The organism is Microcoleus sp. FACHB-831, from assembly GCF_014695585.1.
In the GTDB taxonomy this organism is placed as follows: Bacteria; Cyanobacteriota; Cyanobacteriia; order Cyanobacteriales; family FACHB-T130; genus FACHB-831.
In genome coordinates, this window is the sequence record NZ_JACJON010000058.1 from 1 (window position 1) to 19,971 (window position 19,971).

The 19,971-nt window shown below is 45.2% G+C and carries 23 protein-coding genes and 1 pseudogene; 11 read left to right on the forward strand and 13 right to left on the reverse strand.

Features of this window, described 5'->3' with window-relative positions; genetic code table 11:
* Together H6F77_RS27585 and H6F77_RS27925 are read left to right on the forward strand one after the other, a co-directional pair.
* The coding region (locus H6F77_RS27585) for a transposase (RefSeq protein WP_375335943.1) at positions 1–205 on the forward strand (205 nt) is incomplete at its 5' end.
* Positions 206–248: 43 nt separating this feature from the next.
* Positions 249–425, forward strand: a complete 177-nt coding sequence (locus H6F77_RS27925; RefSeq protein WP_199313370.1) for a hypothetical protein — start codon at positions 249–251, stop codon at positions 423–425.
* On the opposite strand, the gene H6F77_RS15495 is transcribed toward H6F77_RS27925, so the two are convergent.
* From H6F77_RS15495 to H6F77_RS15510, 4 genes are all read right to left on the reverse strand, one after another.
* Positions 397–921: a hypothetical protein gene (locus tag H6F77_RS15495; protein WP_190428009.1), complete on the reverse strand. Its 525-nt coding sequence runs from the start codon at positions 919–921 to the stop codon at positions 397–399. The genes H6F77_RS27925 and H6F77_RS15495 overlap by 29 nt on opposite strands.
* Before the next feature lie 100 nt (positions 922–1,021).
* Positions 1,022–1,462 (reverse strand): hypothetical protein, encoded by a 441-nt coding sequence (locus H6F77_RS15500; RefSeq protein WP_190428007.1) that lies wholly within the window; start codon positions 1,460–1,462, stop codon positions 1,022–1,024.
* A 117-nt stretch (positions 1,463–1,579) separates the two neighbouring features.
* Positions 1,580–1,768 carry a CsbD family protein gene (locus H6F77_RS15505; RefSeq protein WP_190428005.1) on the reverse strand — a complete coding sequence of 63 codons (189 nt, stop codon included), beginning with the start codon at positions 1,766–1,768 and terminating at the stop codon, positions 1,580–1,582.
* Between the two features lie 311 nt (positions 1,769–2,079).
* Positions 2,080–2,547, reverse strand: coding sequence for a hypothetical protein (locus H6F77_RS15510; RefSeq protein WP_199313369.1), 468 nt, complete (start codon positions 2,545–2,547; stop codon positions 2,080–2,082).
* 322 nt (positions 2,548–2,869) lie between these two features.
* On the opposite strand from H6F77_RS15510, the gene uvrB reads away from it, so the two are divergent.
* The gene (gene uvrB / locus H6F77_RS15515; RefSeq protein WP_190428003.1) at positions 2,870–4,867 is read left to right on the forward strand and encodes an excinuclease ABC subunit UvrB; all 1,998 of its coding nucleotides are present in this window, start codon (positions 2,870–2,872) and stop codon (positions 4,865–4,867) included.
* Between the two features lie 60 nt (positions 4,868–4,927).
* Here the strand turns inward: uvrB and H6F77_RS15520 are convergent, their stop codons facing one another.
* Entirely contained in the window at positions 4,928–5,206 is a 279-nt protein-coding gene (locus tag H6F77_RS15520; protein ID WP_190428001.1) for a hypothetical protein, read from the reverse strand.
* Between the two features lie 233 nt (positions 5,207–5,439).
* On the opposite strand from H6F77_RS15520, the gene H6F77_RS28880 reads away from it, so the two are divergent.
* Positions 5,440–6,497 (forward strand): IS630 family transposase gene (locus H6F77_RS28880; RefSeq protein WP_375335944.1). Its coding sequence is split into 2 segments (ribosomal slippage): positions 5,440–5,916 and positions 5,919–6,497, totalling 1,056 coding nucleotides; the frame shifts between segments, so codons are not numbered across the junction.
* Positions 6,498–6,984: 487 nt separating this feature from the next.
* Positions 6,985–7,188, forward strand: a pseudogene (locus H6F77_RS15530) (Uma2 family endonuclease); the annotation flags it as partial.
* Between the two features lie 65 nt (positions 7,189–7,253).
* On the opposite strand, the gene H6F77_RS15535 reads toward H6F77_RS15530, so the two are convergent.
* The 3 genes from H6F77_RS15535 to H6F77_RS15545 are packed head-to-tail and all read right to left on the reverse strand — an operon-like array spanning position 7,254 to position 8,557.
* On the reverse strand, positions 7,254–8,195 hold the full coding sequence (locus H6F77_RS15535; RefSeq protein ID WP_190427999.1) for an aspartate carbamoyltransferase: 942 nt from the start codon (positions 8,193–8,195) through the stop codon (positions 7,254–7,256).
* 9 nt (positions 8,196–8,204) lie between these two features.
* Entirely contained in the window at positions 8,205–8,375 is a 171-nt protein-coding gene (locus H6F77_RS15540; protein ID WP_190427997.1) for a hypothetical protein, read from the reverse strand.
* Between the two features lie 8 nt (positions 8,376–8,383).
* On the reverse strand, positions 8,384–8,557 hold the full coding sequence (locus H6F77_RS15545) for a hypothetical protein (RefSeq protein ID WP_190427995.1): 174 nt from the start codon (positions 8,555–8,557) through the stop codon (positions 8,384–8,386).
* 228 nt (positions 8,558–8,785) lie between these two features.
* Here H6F77_RS15545 and hpsE point away from each other — a divergent pair, with 228 nt between their 5' ends.
* From hpsE to H6F77_RS15575, 6 genes are all read left to right on the forward strand, one after another.
* Positions 8,786–9,754, forward strand: a complete 969-nt coding sequence (gene hpsE / locus H6F77_RS15550; protein ID WP_190427992.1) for a hormogonium polysaccharide biosynthesis glycosyltransferase HpsE — start codon at positions 8,786–8,788, stop codon at positions 9,752–9,754.
* 258 nt (positions 9,755–10,012) lie between these two features.
* On the forward strand, positions 10,013–11,149 hold the full coding sequence (locus H6F77_RS15555; protein WP_190427990.1) for a DegT/DnrJ/EryC1/StrS family aminotransferase: 1,137 nt from the start codon (positions 10,013–10,015) through the stop codon (positions 11,147–11,149).
* Positions 11,150–11,250: 101 nt separating this feature from the next.
* Positions 11,251–12,135: a cyanoexosortase B gene (gene crtB, locus H6F77_RS15560; RefSeq protein WP_190427988.1), complete on the forward strand. Its 885-nt coding sequence runs from the start codon at positions 11,251–11,253 to the stop codon at positions 12,133–12,135.
* Complete coding sequence (locus tag H6F77_RS15565) at positions 12,132–12,905, forward strand: cyanoexosortase B system-associated protein (RefSeq protein WP_190427985.1); 774 nt, start codon at positions 12,132–12,134, stop codon at positions 12,903–12,905. The genes crtB and H6F77_RS15565 overlap by 4 nt, the downstream gene beginning before the upstream one ends.
* A gap of 55 nt (positions 12,906–12,960) precedes the next feature.
* Positions 12,961–14,418 carry a polysaccharide biosynthesis/export family protein gene (locus tag H6F77_RS15570; RefSeq protein WP_190427984.1) on the forward strand — a complete coding sequence of 486 codons (1,458 nt, stop codon included), beginning with the start codon at positions 12,961–12,963 and terminating at the stop codon, positions 14,416–14,418.
* Positions 14,419–14,573: 155 nt separating this feature from the next.
* The gene (locus H6F77_RS15575) at positions 14,574–16,748 is read left to right on the forward strand and encodes a GumC family protein (RefSeq protein ID WP_190427980.1); all 2,175 of its coding nucleotides are present in this window, start codon (positions 14,574–14,576) and stop codon (positions 16,746–16,748) included.
* A 64-nt stretch (positions 16,749–16,812) separates the two neighbouring features.
* Here H6F77_RS15575 and H6F77_RS15580 read toward each other — a convergent pair whose 3' ends face one another.
* The 5 genes from H6F77_RS15580 to psbV form a co-directional block, all read right to left on the reverse strand.
* The gene (locus tag H6F77_RS15580) at positions 16,813–17,526 is read right to left on the reverse strand and encodes a rhomboid family intramembrane serine protease (RefSeq protein ID WP_190427979.1); all 714 of its coding nucleotides are present in this window, start codon (positions 17,524–17,526) and stop codon (positions 16,813–16,815) included.
* A 200-nt stretch (positions 17,527–17,726) separates the two neighbouring features.
* Entirely contained in the window at positions 17,727–18,053 is a 327-nt protein-coding gene (gene petJ, locus H6F77_RS15585; protein WP_190427977.1) for a cytochrome c6 PetJ, read from the reverse strand.
* Positions 18,054–18,212: 159 nt separating this feature from the next.
* The gene (petE, locus tag H6F77_RS15590) at positions 18,213–18,632 is read right to left on the reverse strand and encodes a plastocyanin (protein ID WP_190427975.1); all 420 of its coding nucleotides are present in this window, start codon (positions 18,630–18,632) and stop codon (positions 18,213–18,215) included.
* Between the two features lie 126 nt (positions 18,633–18,758).
* A complete protein-coding gene (psbV2, locus tag H6F77_RS15595; protein WP_190427973.1) occupies positions 18,759–19,250 on the reverse strand; it encodes a photosystem II cytochrome PsbV2 in 492 nt (163 codons plus the stop codon).
* A 133-nt stretch (positions 19,251–19,383) separates the two neighbouring features.
* Complete coding sequence (psbV, locus tag H6F77_RS15600) at positions 19,384–19,875, reverse strand: photosystem II cytochrome c-550 (protein ID WP_190427971.1); 492 nt, start codon at positions 19,873–19,875, stop codon at positions 19,384–19,386.
* Between the last annotated feature and the right edge of the window lie 96 nt (positions 19,876–19,971).

A 19,971-nucleotide genomic window follows, 5' to 3' on the forward strand; every position in this document is an offset into this window, starting at 1 on the left:
TATTCGTTCTTTCCACAGTCCTCAGAATTTTGCTCTTCTACGGCGCATTGCTCTCAATGCCCTTAACCGAGAACAGACTTACAAACGTAGTCTCAGGCAAAAGAGTAAACGAGCCGCTATGGATGATGATTATATGATTCAAGTTCTCAGTTCTTGTTTTCTTGACCCTACCTTAGATTCTTCTGATTCCTTGTGTCAAGCCTGATTAAGATGCTCTTACCCTGCAATTCTTTTAAGGACAATATTTTATGAAACTTACTTACGATCCTAGATACAACGTGGCTTATATCTACCTACAAGAAAAAACAGTGCAGGTAGAAACCATGCAAAAAAAGGCGATCGCTTCCGGATCGCCTAAGTTTCAACAACCAACGTTTAATTCAGTTTTAGATCGCTTTAGTGCTTGTGATTGCTTAGCCACTTAGCAGCCACAATACCAAAGACGGCTGCAACCATTGGATTGCTCAAAAACTTGACAACCGCAGGCTGATCTGCTAACACTTCTTGGAAGATATCCGGGTGGCTGTGATAGGTAAAGGAAGCCAGTTTGCTGACATCATCAGCACTCATGTGCTTAGGGTTATGGGTAGAAAGTCCCAACTGTTGCTCAAGTTGGCGATCGCTTAATCCCCTTTGCTTCAAATGCTTGAAGAATTCCTTGGCTACATCATCGCGTTCGTTTGGTTTAATTTGCGCGATCGCTTTTTGCAATTCCGGTTCCATCTGCGCTGGCGGAATGCTGTTTGGATGCAGGGAACGTCCGAACAATTGACGACGCTCATCTCTGGAGGAACGTTGAGCAAAATCATCAAAACTTTGGTAATCCTTTGTCGGATCGCTAGGAGCATCTTCCAGAGATTCGCTGTTACCCCCAGCTAAATCGTTCATTATTTGATGCTTATATTGTTCGCTGCTGCTCATTTTTGTTATCTCCTGGTTCAATCACGAAAAAACTTATTAAATTTTGAGTTGAGACGCGGTTTAGAGCGTCTATAAGGATGGTTTTTGATGTCCTGTTGGACTATGCGCCTTGATACTGAATCTGCTTTGACTGAACGTCATACTTCGCAGTCAAAATCAGTTTCTTATCAGGTGCATACATCAAAACAGTTAAATCCTGGTTTGGGAAATTCTTGTGGAATCCTTGAACTAAAGATTTGGATAAATCTTTAACTTCATTTGGACGCACTTGCGGCGAAATTACAACCCCTAATTTGTTGTTATCCCGCACGTAAGCATCATTAACCAATCCTTTAGCAGTCTGCACTACCCAATTTCCGAAATCTTGGCCTGCTACTGTGCTACCGCGTTCTAACAGTTGATAGCTGGGTTGGCTATTAGCAGCAGATGGTAGAGTAGGTTGTTTAGCCTGAGTTGCACTAGCACAAGAGGTGGTAATGGTAAGAACCAATACCAATGCTAATGCAGCCAAAAATTTTCGGCTTTTTTGAAATAAATTCATAGGCTTGTCCTCAAAAAAATAGCGGTTTTAAAAGAATTATCGGTTGTTTTGTTGGCGGTAATCCTGTTACAGGGCTTAGATAATCTTGCAGCTACCTAAACCCTGCATCAGTAAGACTTACGCCCGATCGATCAGATCTTTAGCTTTATCCTTGAGGTCTTCCCCAGTGTGGCGAACTTCAGCCTCAGCTTGCTTAGCTTTACCTTCGGCTTTATCTTCCGGATCGCCTGTAAGATTGCCTAGTGCTTCTTGGGCTTTTCCTTCAATATTTTTGCCAGTTGCATTTGCTCTATCTTCTACACTCATTTTCCTTCTCCCTATTTTTTTACAGCTTTTATTTTGAAAATGCGTTGAGTTTTTCACCGCTATCTTTTTGCTTATGTATTAAATGTATCTGAAATTTTTTACATAGCCTTCTGTCGTCAGGCATACTAGGTGGGGATCAATATTTCTTACTCTTTATATATGCTTAAAGACTGATTAATTGATATTTCCCAAGATAGATGTCGGCTCACTCCTCACACAGCAGCGTCCGCATAATGATTCAATTGTAAATATTAAAAACCCGGTTTCTTTAGCAAACCGGGTTTCTCAAGAGGTAACTATTACTTTCTGGTTTAATCCAGATAACCAATAAGAATGTCATCCTCGCTATAGTTTGAAGCGATTGGACGAAGACCAGACATTAAAATGGTTTCAGAAACTTTTAGTTTACTGGAGGTAATTGGACGTCCCATCAAGGAGATGGTTTCAGAAACTTGCAGGTTACTTGACGCAATTGGACGAACTCCCGCCAGATTGACTGTTTCAAGAACTCGGAAATCGCTAGAAGCAATTGGACGAATACCCGCCAGATTAATTGTGTCCGAAATCTGAAAGTTCCCTGAAATTGTTAGGTGATTGGAATCTGAGGATTCGGCTGGCGCGGGTAACGGAATGACTTTCGTCTTATTGTCTCTATTCAGATTTTGGCTTTCCTGAATTTTAACATTATCGACTTGAACTGTGGTTTCTCCGTTAAGTTTAGGATTGGCAATCTTAGGTTGGGTAGGATTTTTCACTTTAGCAGTGCTGGTAATGCTCATGATTCCACGCCTCTCAATTGTTAAGTGACTGCGCCAATAATGTAGAAAAATTCCGAAGTTTGGGTTGATCCGGTTAATCTGAGTGTAATTTAAAAAAACATAGAAAACTATAGATATTTTGATGGTTGTATATAGAAAATATAAATGGTTAAAAATTATTAAAAAAGGACTGAGGATGAGGAATTGGTGAGGAGGTAAGACTTTTTCCCAATCCCCAGTCCCTACTTCCCGGCATCGACTGAGCAAATAGCTACCATAAGAGAGTGGTGTCTAGCGATCGCTAAGACTCCCTTTGCACAAAAAGTGATTTTTTTAACACTGTATGGCGCAATTTTGTCTGGAAGCTCCCTTTAAACCGACAGGCGATCAGCCGCAAGCGATCGCGCAACTGACTCAAGGCGTACAAAGAGGCGATCGCTTCCAAACCCTACTGGGAGCGACGGGAACCGGAAAGACATTCTCAGTAGCAGCGGTTATTGACAAAGTAGCCAAGCCGACGCTAGTGCTGGCGCACAACAAAACCTTAGCTGCACAACTGTGTAATGAGTTGCGGGAATTCTTTCCCCATAACGCGGTGGAGTATTTCGTCAGTTACTACGACTACTATCAGCCAGAAGCATATATTCCCGTCACCGACACATATATAGAGAAAAGTGCAGCCATCAACGACGAGATTGATATGCTGCGACATTCGGCGACGCGATCGCTTTTTGAACGCCGAGATGTTATCGTCGTTGCTTCCATCAGCTGTATTTACGGTTTGGGGATTCCCTCAGAATACCTGAAAGCCGCAATTCCCCTAAAAATGGGAATGGAAGTCAATCAACGCGAGTTGTTGCGAGACTTAGCCTCAGTGCAATACAGTCGCAACGACATGGAAATCGGACGAGGACGTTTCCGCGTTCGGGGTGATGTCTTGGAAATTGGCCCCGCTTACGAAGACCGAATTATCCGGGTAGAATTTTTCGGGGATGAGATTGATGCGATTCGCTACGTTGACCCGGTGACAGGCGAAATTCTTCAGAGCATGGATGCTTTGAATGTATACCCAGCGCGTCACTTTGTTACCCCAGAAGACAGACTCGAAGCCGCTTGCAACGATATTGAACAGGAACTCAAAGATCGGCTGGAAGAATTAGAAAAAGCCGGGAAATTACTAGAGGCGCAACGACTAGATCAGCGCACTCGCTACGATTTGGAAATGTTGCGGGAAGTAGGATATTGCAACGGCGTTGAGAACTACTCCCGACATTTAGCAGGTCGGCGTGCGGGAGAACCGCCAGAGTCTTTGATTGATTATTTTCCCAAAGACTGGCTGTTGGTGGTGGATGAATCTCACGTTAGCGTCCCGCAAATCCGGGGGATGTACAATGGCGACCAAGCGCGAAAAAAGGTGCTGATTGAGCATGGTTTTCGCCTCCCCAGCGCTGCTGATAACCGTCCTCTGAAGTCGGAGGAGTTTTGGGAGAAGGTGAATCAGTGTATTTTTGTTTCTGCGACTCCCGGTAACTGGGAGATCGAACAGTCAGAGGATCGGGTAGTACAACAGGTGATCCGTCCGACTGGCGTACTCGATCCAGAAATTTTTGTGCGTCCAACGGAAGGACAAATTGACGATTTGCTGGGTGAGATTAAAGATCGGATTGACAAGCGCGAACGGGTGCTAGTCACCACTTTAACTAAGCGCATGGCGGAAGATTTGACGGAGTATCTGCAAGATCGGGGGATTCGGGTAAGATATTTGCACTCGGAGATTAACTCAATTGAGCGGATCGAAATCTTGCAGGATTTGCGAGAGGGTAAGTTTGATGTGCTGATTGGGGTTAACTTGCTGCGAGAGGGTTTGGATTTGCCAGAAGTCTCTCTGGTAGCGATTTTGGATGCTGATAAAGAGGGTTTCTTACGCGCAGAGCGATCGCTTATTCAAACTATTGGTCGTGCGGCGCGTCACGTCCGGGGTCAAGCTATTCTCTATGCTGATAATTTCACCGATAGCATGATGAAAGCCATTGACGAAACTGATCGGCGGCGGGGAATTCAGAGTGCGTACAATCGAATGCACAATATTACACCCCAACCGATTATCAAAAAAGTCAATAACTCCATTCTGGCTTACCTAGATGTCTCGCGGCGGCTGAATTCTCAACAGTTGGAAGAAGCTTACGAACAGGTGGACGATTTGCCTTTAGAGAATATTCCCCAGTTGATTACTCAACTGGAAGCACAAATGAAGGACGCGGCGAAAAATTTGCAGTTTGAGGAAGCGGCGAAATATCGCGATCGCATCAAGCATCTGCGAGATAAACTGCTAGGTCATTAAAAACGCGATCGCACTCTACTCATCCTCAAGGATAAGTTGCAGATGCGATCGCGCCTCTTATCAGCTTCCTCGTCTCTCTTCTGAATATTCACGTTCTAACGAGTCTACTTTTGAACAACAGTCATCATCATAGTAATCAGGCTCGTACTCCCATCCACGACTCTTATCTTTGCGATTTTCCTGTTCAGCGTGTAAATATTCTAAGGTGGTCAGCCTCTTATTCAGCGCTTCAATTTGGTCAAGCAGACCACTCAGAAAGTCTTCCTGAACAGAGAGTAATATCGGAAGTTCCTCTCTGAGTCCTTTACTTTGCGTTTTTGGAGTATAATTTTTAGGCATGAGAATTCCTCCTTGGTTTAATACACCATGTGGATTTCAAGACAGAAAAAGAAAAAATTGGATTCTCAAACGGATTGATGCCTGCCAGGGCCGCCGTTTCAAGATTCGGGCTTACTAATTAGCATCATCTGAATGCCAGTTCAGGTGACGCTTGTTATTTGTACACACACCTTATACCAATTCTCCATGAAGATGCACTAACTTAGTAGAAGTAGAGCCAGGGTGGCAAAAGTATGGGGAATCAATTTCGAGTAGAAGTACATGAGAGTATCGAAGAACTACGACATCGATTAGCTCATGCACGAAGCGCGACCACCAAAGAAAGACTACAGATGCTCTATTGGCTGAAAACTCAAGCGATTAGAACCCGGCAGGAATTGTCGTTGCGACTAGGACGAAATGAATCCACAGTATATCGGTGGTTACAACGATATCAGCAAGGCGGCATCAATGGGTTGCTAGAAGTCAAAACGCCGCCAGGAAAGCCAAGTTTAATCTCAGCTGAAGTCACAAACCAACTGAAAGAACGTTTATCTCAACCTCAAGGATTCAATAGCTATGGACAGATTCAGCAATGGCTGGCTCAAGAATGTCAAACCGTACTGGCTTATAAGACGGTACATAAGATTGTGCGCTACAAGCTTCAGGCGAAATTGAAAGTAGCGCGTCCGCGTAGCGCCAAAGCTAACGTAGAAGTGCAAGCCGCCTTTAAAAAAAACTGCCAGACATAATTCGCGTCTTTCTTCGCTATTTAGCAAGCGCCAAATCAGTTCGCTACTGGTGCCAGGATGAGACTCGCTTAGGGCTCAAAACGCTTACTGGACGTAAAATTACCCTCAAAGGAGTTAAACCTGAAGGGATTGTGAGTTGGCAGAGAAATAACTTTTATCTTTATGGTGTAGTAGAACCAGCAAGCGGCGATAGCTTTTTCTGGGAATTTTCCCACCTAGATGGTACCTGCTTTCAAGATTTCTTAAACCTTTTTTCCCAACTCCATCCAGACAGTTTAAATTTGATTCAACTGGATAACGGCAGTTTTCACAAGTGTTTGGATTTAAAATGGCCCGATAATGTTATTCCCATTTTTCAGCCGCCCTCAAGTCCGGAGCTGAACCCAATCGAACGTCTGTGGGAACACATTAAGTACGAATTGTCTTGGGAACATTGTACGAATTTAGATGAATTGCGCCACAAGTTAAAGCTGGTGCTTGATTCTCTCTCATCGGAAGCGGTTGCTTCTATCTGTGGTTGGGATTACATTGTTTCGGCTTTATTAAGTGCAACTTCATAGAGAATTGGTATTAGTAATTGGTTTGTAGATAATTTTAGCATCCTTACTGAATCTTATATAATAGGTAGCATAACGTATCTATTGGGCGCTGTCATACACTATAATTTTGCATAGAGAGCAAACAGATTAGCCTAGAACTGTCTAGGTAAGCACAAATCCCTATCAGGGATTGAAATATGCTTCCTATAATCGCTATTGGCTCTCTTAAGCCCTTCTATGTAAACTGTATCTCTAATAGAAGGGTGAACAGATTACCGGATAAATGTCTAGGTAAGCACAAATCCCTATCAGGGATTGAAATATGTGAAGAGGCGTGATCGCGCCTCTTTTTTCTTTCTTCCTTATCCTTTTCATCTAAAGAGCGGTTCAAAAATTCAAAGTGCGATCGCACTTTGGCTTAATCAATGAAGTGAAAATGCGATCGCATCTCCCTGGCGAGACTGTCATCTGAAATTGTGCAAACTTTCTGAGGGGGCGCGTGTCACCCCCTCAGGATTCCCTCAAAAATCTGCAAGAAAAGATGCAGGAATATATTGACAACGGCGTTCGCTTAGGATGGCTGATTGACCCGAAAACTAAGCAAGTGGAAATTTACCGTCCAGGGCAAGATGTAGAAGTGTTGCATCCCACAACTGTATCTGGCGAGGATGTGTTGCCAGGATTTGAGTTGAATTTGAATAAAGTTTTGTGAAGTGCTTTCGGCGCGCTGGAGAGCCATCCAAATCACGCAATTCAATTCTCTTCAATGCGATTCTTTTATAGCATCGCGCCCAGCAAATTAGCAAGAATCGCTTTGCGAACCGCAAGCCCGTGGCGTACCTGATCGAATATGCCTACTCGCCTGTCATTATCTACATCACTTGACAACTCAAACCCACGAGGTAAAGGGTGAAGGATCGTTGCTTGGGGTGACAAATCCTTGAGAAATGCCAAGGGAAAGGTAAACCATTGATGATAGCGTTCATATTCTGAAATATCGGCGAAATCCTCTAAGAATGTACCTCCAGTAAAATATAGTACGTCATCATTTAGTGCATCTGACAGGCTAAGGCTGTGCTGAAATGTAGCACCGCGATTTTGGGCAATGGATTGATATTCTTGCTTCAGTGCTAACTCACTGGGACAAATCATCAAAATTCTAGGTTGCAATGGTGCTAACAATAAAGCAAGTGAATTAGCACAACGGCTTGTTTGTAAGCAACCAATCAAAGATATTTTTAAATTTTTGAGGTCAGGACAATTCTTCTGGATTACGGAAAAATCTGCTATAGCCTGAGTTGGATGTTCGTTATGACCATTTCCAGCATTGATGACCGGAATTTTTACCAGTTCGTTGATTTGGGTAATTAATTCCGAGTTGGAAGAACGAACCACTAAACAATCGACATAACATTCAGCTGTATGGCAAAAATCACTGAGAGATTCACCCCTTAAGCGGCTATCTCTGTAGCTGTCGGATAAATCAAGAATGTTGGCACCCAGCCACATAGCTGCTGAAGAAAAGGAATTTTTAGTTCGATGACTAGGCTGTTCAAAGATTAAGCCAACAATTCGCTTAGGCTGTAGGTTAAATTGCTGAGGAAGCAAATTATTTTCTAGAATTTTATGTGCAAGGGCAACAATTTCTTCTACCTGCTGCATCGGAAGCTGCAAAACGGAGAGAATACTATTTACAGTCGTTTCCACCTGAATGCTCATGGTTTAGTTTTAGGGTTTTAAACAGACACTCTCACCCAGATGATTAGCTGATGCTGCCCGCTTTACTGAGTTTAATGGTGCGATTATCTCGCCATAAGTTGCCATAGAGGGATTGTGATGAATCGTACTGCGATCGCTTGTGCAGTTCTGGCGATCGCAATCTGGAATTTCCGCCGCCATCAGTCCAGTTATACTCGGTTAAACGTGTCGCGCCCGCAGCACACCCTAAGCTTACCCAACGCCTCTAGGTGAGTAACAAGACTCAGTTTAATCGTGGCATCAATTTCCTTCAACCGCCCAGCCACATTTTGAGGGTCGATTTGCGACCGATGGCGATCGCGATTGATCTTTGAAAATGACAAGTGCTGTCTAAAGATATTTAAGATTTGTTTTAAGTTACTGCGGTTTCCTGGGCGGGGGGCAGCAATTGTCTACAATGTTGGCAATTTGCACTGCTAGATTTTTACTCATTGGGTTGCTACTTTAACCATTATTTTCAGGCATACTTAGAGACATGGAGGAGCATCACCCAGCAGAGGGATGTCATACCTCTGAAGGAAGACCCCTTATATGAGATTTTCTGAAAGAGGATGTTAGTTGATTTTACAGTCGCCATCCCGACCTATAACGGGGAAACCCGCTTACCGGAAGTTCTGGACAGATTGCGATCGCAAACTCACACCGAGAACTTTGTCTGGGAAATTCTGGTTATTGACAATAACAGCACTGACAATACAGCAAAAGTTGTTCAAGACTACCAAGCCAACTGGTCTAAAGTTTATCCTTTGAAGTATTGTTTTGAACCCCGCCAAGGATTAGCTTTTGCCCGCCAACGTGCAGTCCAAGAAGCCAAAGGCACATTTGTTGGGTTTTTGGATGACGATAACTTACCGACACCGACATGGGTTTGGGCAGCCTACAATTTTGGGCGCGATCGCCCGAAAGTTGGCGGTTATGGCAGCCGCATTTATGGCGAATTTGAAATTACACCCCCAGAAAACTTTGAGAGAATTGCGCCACTACTGGCAGTAACTGACAGAGGTGCAAATGCTCTGCTATACGAACCACACAAAAAGTTATTGCCGCCTGGGGCTGGATTAGTTGTACGTCGCCAAGCTTGGCTGGAAAATGTTCCCCAGCAGTTTATTCTTCATGGGCGAATTGGAAATAGTATGCTTGCCGGAGAAGATTTGGAAGCGCTATTACATATTCAACAAGCTGGATGGGAAATTTGGTATAACCCCCAAATGTGTCTTTACCATCGCATACCTCACTGGCGTTTAGAGAAAGAATATCTCATCAAACTATGCCGCGGCATTGGTTTGAGCCGCCACCGAACTCGGATGTTGAGCGTTAAACCTTGGCAAAGACCTCTAGCTTTTTTTGCCTATATGCTTAACGATATCCGTAAAATATTATTCCATTCAATAAAATACAAAATGGCAATAAAAGACGATCTTATAGCAGCTTGTCAGATGGAGCTTCTTACTAATAGTCTAATTAGCCCTTTTTATATTTGGAAAATATCTTTAAATACCTCAAAAATAAATATTGATTAAAATTAGTTGAGATAATTCAATGCTGATTTGGTTAATCTTGTCAATGTAAAAAGCTTTACTTTATCTTCATTTATGAAGTAAGAGTATCGCTTAAACTGGTATTTAGCTGGGCAAACAGTAAAAAACTTACTCTAAAAAAGTAAGCCTTTCGCTCAACAAGCACTGTAGATACAGCCAAACGCATTAGTGTGGCAGATTATCAGGGATCTTCAGGAAAATTGTTTCTAGAACTACCCCTAACATTAATTACCCAACGCCATGAACATTACGACAACAATTCCCTTTGTGGATCTTCACCTTCAACACCAGCCAATTCAAACTCAGATGGAAGAGGCGGTGCGGGGTGTAATCCAGCGGGGAGATTTTATACTAGGTAAGGCTGTAGCTGAGTTTGAGGCGGCGTTTGCGTCAGACAGCGGAGTATCTTATGGTATTGGGGTAGCTTCGGGAACAGATGCGATCGCTCTCGGATTAGAAGCCTGTGGCATTGGTACTGGTGACGAAGTAATCTTACCTACCAACACCTTCATCGCCACCTTGATTGGCGTTATCCGCGCTGGTGCCAAACCGATTTTAGTTGATTGCGACCCCCAAACCGCCTTAATTGACCTCAAAGCCGCAGAAAAAGCCATTACTCCCCAAACCAAGGCAATAATTCCCGTACATCTCTACGGACAAATGGTATCGCCGCGCCAATTGCGAGACTTTGCCGATGCCCATAACCTGATCATATTTGAAGACGCAGCCCAAGCACACCTAGCTGAAAGAGAAGGTTATCGCGGTGGTTCCGTTGGCAAAGCAGCAGCCTTTAGCTTCTACCCCAGTAAAAACTTAGGCGCATTGGGGGATGGAGGCATGGTTATTACTAACGATGAAGCAGTGGCGCAGAAAATGCGAAGTCTCCGCAACTACGGTTCCCCCCGCAAATATTATCACACCGAACCTGGAACCAATAGCCGACTCGATACCCTACAAGCAGCCGTACTCAACATCAAACTCCCCCATCTTGCCGACTGGAACTCCTCACGCAACCAAGCTGCTGCCAAATACGACACCTTACTTGAAGCACTGCGTAGCATGGGAATTTTCCCCATGCAGAACCAAAGCGGCAAAGGTCACATTTATCACCTTTACGTCGTCCGGATTACCGAACCCTGCCCCCTCGACAGGCAAACCATCCAAGACAAACTAGCAGCCATTGGCATTCAAACTGGAATCCACTACCCCATACCCTGCCATCTTCAACCAGCCTTTGAGAATTTGGGTTATCGCATGGGAGACTTCCCCCAAGCAGAAACCCTAGCCCAAGAAATTTTATCCTTACCCATGTATCCCGGCATCAGCGACACCCAAATCCATCAAGTCGTTGATGCCTTGCACAGCCTCTGTGTTTAGAAAAAATCATGAATTTTAACGCAAAAAATGCAAAGGTAGGCAGAGAATAACTTTGCATTTTTTGCGTTAAAAAAAAAGAAAATAACTAACAAAGTAAAATCATGCACATTGAACGAAAAAATCCCATTGCCATCGAACGCTACTTAGTAGAGACAGCCATCATCGGTCTACTGGTGATATTGTACGCTCCCCTAATCTGGTACTGGTACGATGGCTGGCTGCACAAAAACATCAGCATTGAACATGAATATTACAGCCACGGTCTAATCGGTTTACCTTTCGCCGCCTATATTATCTGGACGCAACGACAGCAGTGGCAACAATTGCCAGACAAAAATAATCTCTTCGGTGCCGCATTGCTGGGATTGGGAGGAGCATTGTATCTCAGTAGGATACCTGACCTGGTAAATTTATCTTTTCCTGCTGTATTAACCGGGCTTTGCCTGTGGCTGAAAGGATTACCAGGCTTGAAACTTCAAAGTTTCCCACTGTTGTTCATCTTTCTAGCAACACCAACCCAAATTCCCTACCTGCTTGCTCCCTATACCTTGCCCTTACAGCAATTTATTGCTGGGACAGCTGGCTTTATTCTGAATCAATTTGGCATGAATGTCACCGTCGAGCAAATTTACTTGTTTGTCGGTGGACGAATTGTGGAAGTTGCGCCTTTTTGTGCTGGTCTGAAGATGTTGTTCACCAGTCTTTATGTAGCTATGTTGTTGCTGTACTGGACTGGTGCATGGATTTCTCGCCGGACGACAATGTTGTTGTTAGTTGGTGCGATCGCCATCAGCGTCAGTGGTAATATCGTCCGCAATACCCTGCTGACTTTCTTTCATGGCACAGGTCAAGACCATGCTTTTGAGTGGCTGCACGAAGGGTGGGGCGGTGACGTTTATTCTGCCTGTATGCTGGGTTTAATCGTGCTTCTACTAAATGCCATCGAAAAATTTATCCCAGATGAACCTCTCAAGGATGAAGCATGAGACTGCCCAAGTTATTGCACCTTCCAGTTTCCCAAGTCGTCTTGCTGTGTTTTCTCATCGTGCTGATTGCAATTGGAGCAGTTCCCAGTTACTTGAGCGGAAATTGGGCTTGGGTAAATCCTCCACAAGTTACCAACTTCAAACAACTCAAAAGCTTACGACAGAATGGGCTAGCGCTTCCCGGATGGCAAACTAAACAACAGCAGGTCGAAACCATTGGCGGCCATAAATGGTCTATTCAGGAACTCCAGCGGGATGAAAAGAGTCAGGTAACTTTACTGCTTTTACCTCAAGTCAGTCAAAAGGATCAGCCAGAGGTAGAGTGGATGGATGTTAACGGCTTTATGGGAAGGGAGTTTCAGTATAGGAAGCTTTCGCAAACAGATAAGAATTCTAATCGTCGGTTTCAGTTTAGCTGGGATACAGACTCATACCGCCAGTTGCCGTTTACTGTAAAATCCACTTCTACGTCGTCAGCAGATGCCAAAGTGGAAGCCCGTTTCTTTCGCGGTTGGACTCAGCAGCAAACCTTCGCTGTTCTACAGTGGTACGCTTGGCCTGGAGGGGGCAACCCTGCACCCAGTACTTGGTTCTGGGCGGATCAAATGGCTCAGTTGCAACGCCACCGCTTGCCTTGGACTGCTGTTAGCATCCTGATTCCGATGGAACCTTTGGCTGACTTAGAAACCGCTAAGCCTCTAGCTGAATCACTCGGTCAAACGGTTCAAGCTGCCTTAATGGCAGACGTTTTACATCCAGCTAATCGCTAATGGCAATTGACAATTAGCAATTAGCCATTAGCAATTAACTACTGGCTACTGATTAATGACTAAAATTCCGTTGCGCCGCTTTACAGCCCTCTCCCTACTCAGTCTCCAAACGAGTGCTTACACGCTGTTGGGTGGTGTCTTCCTATGGACTCGACAGGCATCGGCAACACCTGTGACTGCACACCCTAACGCTCAGGCGCAGCTGCCGCAGGTTCCTGTGGTAGTGCCTCCTGCTCCCGTTGATCCCACGAGTCCGCCGCCACCTGTAGGCTATCCTACCCAGCAACCGCTCTTAGAGGGAACTCCGTCGCCGCAGTTTAGCCGCTACCAGTTAGGGATTGGAGATGTAATTAACGTTGTAGTTCAGCGCCCTCTAGGTGCCTACCGCTTGGGAACAGGAGATGTAGTTAGCCTTTTAGTTCAGCGTTTTCCAGATTTGAATGTTCAAACCGCTATTGATCTAGACGGCAACATAATAGTGCCGCTACTGGGAAGAGTATCGCTCAAAGGTTTAACTGTGCAACAAGCCCAAGAAAAAATTCGCTTGGGCTTAAACCGCTTTGTGGTTGATCCGGCTGTGACCCTCTCACTCTCTACGCCTCGTCCGGAATTGAATTTTCAAGCCCAAGTTAATCAACAAGGCGATATTGTAGTGCCGCAAGTGGGAAGGGTGTCAGTACAAGGTCTTACCTTGGAAGAAGCACAAGAAAAAATTCGCTTGGGCTTCAACCGTTTTTATATTGATCCTGATGTAACTTTAACTTTAGCTTCTGCACGTCCAACCCAAGTCACAATTAGCGGCGAGGTGGTGAAACCTGGTTACTACACACTAGGCCCAGGTTCTGTACTGACGGCGGCGTTGCTGACTGCCGGGGGAAGCACTAATCAAGCAGATTTGCGTTCGGTTTTGGTGCGGCGATCGCTCTTTGATGGCTCGATTATTGAGCAAAGGGTTGATTTGTTTACACCACTGGCTAACGGACAGGCTTTACCGAATTTGCGCCTACAGGATGGCGATGCGGTGATTGTACCGAGAATAGAAGTCGGCACCGAGCAAACCTATGACCGCACGCTGGTTTCTCGCTCCACAATATCCCAGCAGCAGATCAACATCCGAGTTTTGAGCTACGCTGGTAGGGGAATTGGGAATATTACCTTGGCTAATGGTAGTAACTTTGTTGATGCTTTAAGCGCACTCGTCCCAAATCCAGACAATGCGAATTTGCGAGAAATCGCCTTGATTCGCTTCGATCAGGAACGCGGCAAAGCTGTCACCCAGAAAATAGACGGGAAAGCAGCTTTAATGGGAGATGTTTCTCAAAATGTCCCCCTCCAGAATAACGATGTTATCGTCGTAGGTCGCAGCCTTTTAGGTAAAATTTCCTATGCTTTAACTACCTATACTGCACCCTTCCGAGATATATTGCAATTTTTCTTGTTTCTAAGGCAATTTGGAGAAGAAACCACTATCCTGTTTGGTCCGGGGGGGAACAATTCGGACTCAGGAAATTAGGTGAAAAATTGCAACTTTATTAAGAAAGAGGAAGGGAAAATGCTTAACTAATAAAGGTAAAGGTACTAAAAATTATTGAGGTTGATTCTTAATTTCTACGTCATAGATTCTATTTCTTAATCCCTATTTCCTAAATAGCTTCTTCTAAAACGATTATGACTCCTCCCATTGTCAAACGTTATTTGATTGCTCTCGATCAACATAAATTGATTGGATTAACTAGCTTTTCGATCATTGTAGCTGCCTCGGCTGTAGTGGGTATGCAGCCACCACCACCCACCCTTTACAGGGCTACAGGGGTTCTAGCATATAACGGGCCGATTGCACCGTTTTCGACGACGACACAAACGATTCAGCAGCAGGGGAAGGAACTGACTGCGGAGATGCTGCTAGCTGAGAATGTTGTCAAAGGGGCAGCAGCGCGAGTGAAGGTCGATCCGAAGCAAATTGCTAAAAATGTAGAGGTGAAGCTACCGAAGGAAGATGGGCCAAACGTAATTCAAGTTGTTTATGTCGATAATGACGAGAAGCGAGCAGCTGAAACTGTAGAAGCGCTGAGGCAGAAAATGGTGGAGCAGAGCCGTGCGATTAATAGCGCACGGTTACTAGAAATTATTAAATCTATAGAGGCGCGGTTGCCGAAGGTTAAGCAGGAACTCCGCGAAGCTGAACAGAAACTAGAGCGGTATGTCCGCATTGAAGGGCCAGCGATCTTGGCGGCTCAGGATGGCACTACATTAGGGGGGATTACGGGATCTGAAGGGCAGCAACGTCAGATTCAAATGACGTTGGAGGGGGTGGATACCCAAATTCGTAGCATCCAAAACAAGTTGGGGTTAACGCCAGAGCAAGCTTACACGTCTTCTGCCCTGAGCGCCGATCCGATTATTGGCAACTTGCGATCGCAAATTTATCAAACTGAGACGCAGCTAAAAATTCTCCAGGGGGATTTGCGATCAGAACACCCGCAAATAATTCAGCTCAGACAACAGCTACAAGCCTACGAGCAACTGCTATCGTCTAGAGCAGCTGAAGTAATGGGTGGAAACGGTGTGGTAGCACCTCTACCTAGTGCCAGAATTCGCCAAGACAGCAGCCTCGACCCAGCACGGCAACAGCTGGCCAACACTTTGGTAAATTTACAAACTCAGCGCGAAACCCTCACACAGCAACTTTTGGCTAGCCGCAAGACAGAGCAGCAACTGCGTGCTGAGTATGTGAAAATTCCCAATAAGCAGCTGGAGCAAGCGCGGCTACAACAGCAGGTGGCGCTGAAACAAGGTCTATTTGATAAGATGCAGGCGGCTTTAGTAGATGCTAGGGCAGCAGAAGCTGAGACTGTCCCCAGTCTCAGCATTGCCGGATCGCCAACAGTCCTTGCTGGCGAAGGGGGAAGCCAAGGCTTACCGATGACGATGTTAATAGGAGCCTTGGTGGGTGTGTTGGTCAGCGGGGGCTTGATTTTCCTGCTGGCTATGCTAGATGGTACGTTCTACACGGTCGAGGAAGTGCGTGCAGCCCTGAAAAACCGGGATGTGCCGCTGCTGGGCGAATTGCCTTTTGTGACTATCCTCGATCCGCAGCTGGGCGAAACGCCAATTTTGCTCAAGCAAGATTCTGTTTATCACGAGTATTACGAGCGGTTCCGCAGTAATCTCCGGCGGGCGAGTGAAAAACCAGCCAAGGTGCTGTTGTTGACCAGCACGATCGCTGTTGAAGGTAAAACGGTGAGTGCTTATAATTTGGGAATCGCGTCCGCTTGTGCTGGCAAGCGTACCTTGATTATAGAAACGGATTTGCGATCGCCTTCTAGCTCCAAGTTTCTTAAGGTCTCGCCCGATCCCGCCGCCAGCGCCGAACCTCTCCGCTACTACGCGCAACTAAGCGAGTGCATCCGTTTGGTTCCAGACATTGAGAATCTGTACATCATACCTACTCCAGGCCCGGTGCGTAACCCTGCGGCTATTCTAGAATCTAGCGAACTTAGACGGCTGATCGAAGATGCGCGGGGTCGTTTTGACATGGTGATTCTCGACTCTCCTCCTCTTACCCGCTGTAATGATGCCCTAATACTAGAACCTTATGTAGATGGCATGGTTCTGGTGACTAGACCAGGATTTACTCAGGAAAGTATCCTAGCAGAGGCAATCGATCAGTTGAGCGAAGACGAACTGCCGCTGTTGGGAGCGATTATCAATGGTGTAGATAAGCCAATTGAGGTTGCAGATGTGATGCCGGAGGAGGACGAAACCGAGATCGAACAAGAAGAAGAATTAGAGTCTCCTACCCCTGCGAGAGAAAAAGTACCACCCCAGGTTATAAAGCGCTAACTAGATAAAAGGTAAAAGGCAACAAGAAAGACTCTTGTTGCCTTTTGCCTTAATGTAAGCGTCGTTAGTAAGAATTTGTTTCTGGATCTGGGGAAAACAATCCCAGCAGTGGTCCTAAGATTGCCCCAAAAACAAAACCCCCAGCGTGCGCCCAGTAAGCAATTCCACCACTTTCCATGCCGATGTTAGTTGGTGCATTTAGGCTGGCAACGCCATATAAAGCTTGCTGCAAAAACCAAAAACCTAGGAAGAAAAGAGCAGGGATGCGAAAAGTGGTTAAGAAAATGCCGAGGGGAACTAAGGTCAGAACTTTTGCTTGAGGAAATCTGAGAACGTAGGCTCCTAGAACGCCTGCGATCGCGCCACTCGCCCCCAAGGAAGGAATAGCAGAGTTAGCGGAAAAAAACCACTGACTTAAAGATGCCAAAACGCCGCAAGTAATGTAAAAAATTAAGTATTTAACGTGACCGAGTTTGTCCTCAACGTTGTTACCAAAAATCCACAAAAACAACATATTTCCTGCCAAGTGTAAAAAACCACCGTGCAGGAACTGGGACGTTACAAGCGTCAGCCACTCTGGTATCTGCTGATATCCTACTGTATTGGGACAGGTGCTTGAGAGTTGGCAGGGAACGACAGCGGCGACGCGGAAAAATCCCTCCAGCTGTTGTGGTTCTAAAGTCAGCTCATATAAAAAAACCAAAATATTCGCAGCAATCAGTCCATAAGTAACATATGGAGTGATGCGTGTGGGATTATCATCGCGTAAAGGAACCACAAGCGTTTTTCCTAACTATCCAAAGACTGGAAATAACATAACTTAATTTCTTTGTTGCTGTCTTTTGACCTCTGGATAGATATCTAGGATTAAACTCCATCTCTAGGGATATGGATCGCCGATGAACTCCTGAAAACAAAAGACCCCTCGCACATTCTAAAGGGGTCTAGTTATGGGGTTACGATGAAAGCCTGGAAAGATTACCAGCCTTTTTCTGCCTTTTCCATAACATAGCTGGCAACGTCCTCAATTTGTTGTTTGTTTAGACGCCCCTTGAAGGCTGGCATAGCATTTTTGCCATTTGTTACTTGGGTTACAATCGCCTCCATTGAGTTCATACTGTACTTATCTAGGGCATCTTTTTTCAAAGTTTTATTAGCCATAATAACGTTGCCGCCGCCCATGTGACAAGCAGAACAGTTGGCGCTGAAGATTTTGGCACCACTTACTGTATCAGCTGCTACTGGACGAGTCAAGGCAATCAACACAAGCGTAACCATCAGTACAACCGATAACAGTTTCCTCAACTTGGTTCTCCTATTTTTTATGGAGCAAGTCAATACAAAAAAGCCTTGCAAAACTATTCTAAGATTCTGCAAGGCTTTTTTGTTACCAAGGAGGAGAAGAAAGCTTAAACCTCAGCGGCAATTCTGAATAACGAGCGTCACATGGATGGTAAGGCTATCTTACCCGGCAACTGTGATTTTACCAACCATTCCAGCGCCACGGTGAGGTTGGCAATAGTACGTATAAGTACCTGGTGGTGTGTCTGCTGGGAAAGTTGCCTCGTAGGACTCACCAGGAGAGTAGAGTAACTTAGTGTGAGTCAGTTTAGTTGCTAGTGCCTTATCTCCAGTTGGCACTCCCTTATCATCAAAAACAGCATTGTGGGGAGCAAGTTTATTATTAACAAACTTAACTGTGTCACCGGGCTTAATCGTGATATTAGCCGGATCAAACTTCAGCAGCCCTTGGTCAGTACCCATTTTCACGGTGTAGCTGTCTGCTGATGCAGGAGAAACTGACATCACAAAGCTAGAGATTACTAGCATAATTGTGCAAATTAGTAAACCTATGCTTCGTGAAAATGTCATTTTCAATTTCATCGTTTCCTCCCAAAATTGACAATTTAATTTCTTTATCAATATTTTACCTTTATCTTTGACAAGCTGTCATACTATTTTTTTTCATAATTTTGCAATAGATGGCTGCATCCTTAAAGGAAGCGGGGGTCAAAAATTATTTGTACCCCATCCCGGTGCCTTCTGCGCTGCCCTGAGTATAAATCCGGCTATATTTTCCACATCCTGATGCGGCATCCAGCTTTCCGGCACTTGACGACACCAAAAGGTTTCTTCGCTGCCGTCATAGGTCATTGGTTCCCGCAGAAAGGCGACTAAACTGTTGATATTGTCGCGGGGTGGAGTGGCACCATGCAAGTCTGCTAGGGACAGAGACACTGTGGGATCGGGTAAGGTAGCGCCGCCGACGTGACAATTTAGACAGTGCTGCTCAAACAGTCGCTTACCTGCGGATAAATCTTCAGCGGAGAATTGGCGAGTCTGACCTTGCTCATCTAAGTCTAAGGAGATTGGCTCAGTAACGCGCAGGTACTGCCGAATATAGGTGTCTGCGGCAAACGCTGGTAAGCTGACCGTGAAGACCAAAAGGCAGATACCCAAAATCAAAAATAGACGGCGAAGTGAGAGTAATTGACGCAGCATAATAGGGGCGTGGAGTTGAGAGGCTTTTGAGTTGAGAAGAGTTGGGAGTTGAGAGTTAATTTAAAATTTATAACTCATAACTCCTAACTCTTAACTCAAGACGCGATAAATCGTGTCTTGAACAAATTTTCTCTTAGCGCACGGCTTTACCGCCGCCCCACTGTTCGCCTAAAATTTTCGGCTGGAGGAGGATGTGACCAGCGATCGCATACAGGTCATCTTCCGTGAGATTTCTCATCACTGTGTAAATATCGGAGCTTTCTGTGCTGGGGTGCAGCTCAGAGATAGGTGTTTCTCCGTCGTAGGTCGTGGGATGGTGCATATAATCCACCAGAGCGGCAATATTGTCACGTGGTGGGGTTGCACCAGCTAGGTCGTCTGGTGACAGACCGATGTTAAAATCGGTCTTCGTGACACCTCCAGCATGGCACTGAGCGCAGGCATAGTTAAATAAACGTTTGCCTTCTGCAACTTGTTTCAGGCTCAATGTCACCTGTTCCCCTTGACCGTTCAAGGGTATGGTGCGAACGTCTGGGTTCAGTTCTACTGCCATCGCTCGACCGACAAGTAGCACAAAAGTGCAAAATACAGTGGTTATAGCCAGACTTATGTATCGCTTAAGCATGGTTCTCCTTAAAAAGTTTTGCGCGAGTTTTTGTTCCACAACACAAGCTAAGGACTCAACCTTATAAACCGCTCTTAAGAAGGGTGCATAAGTGCC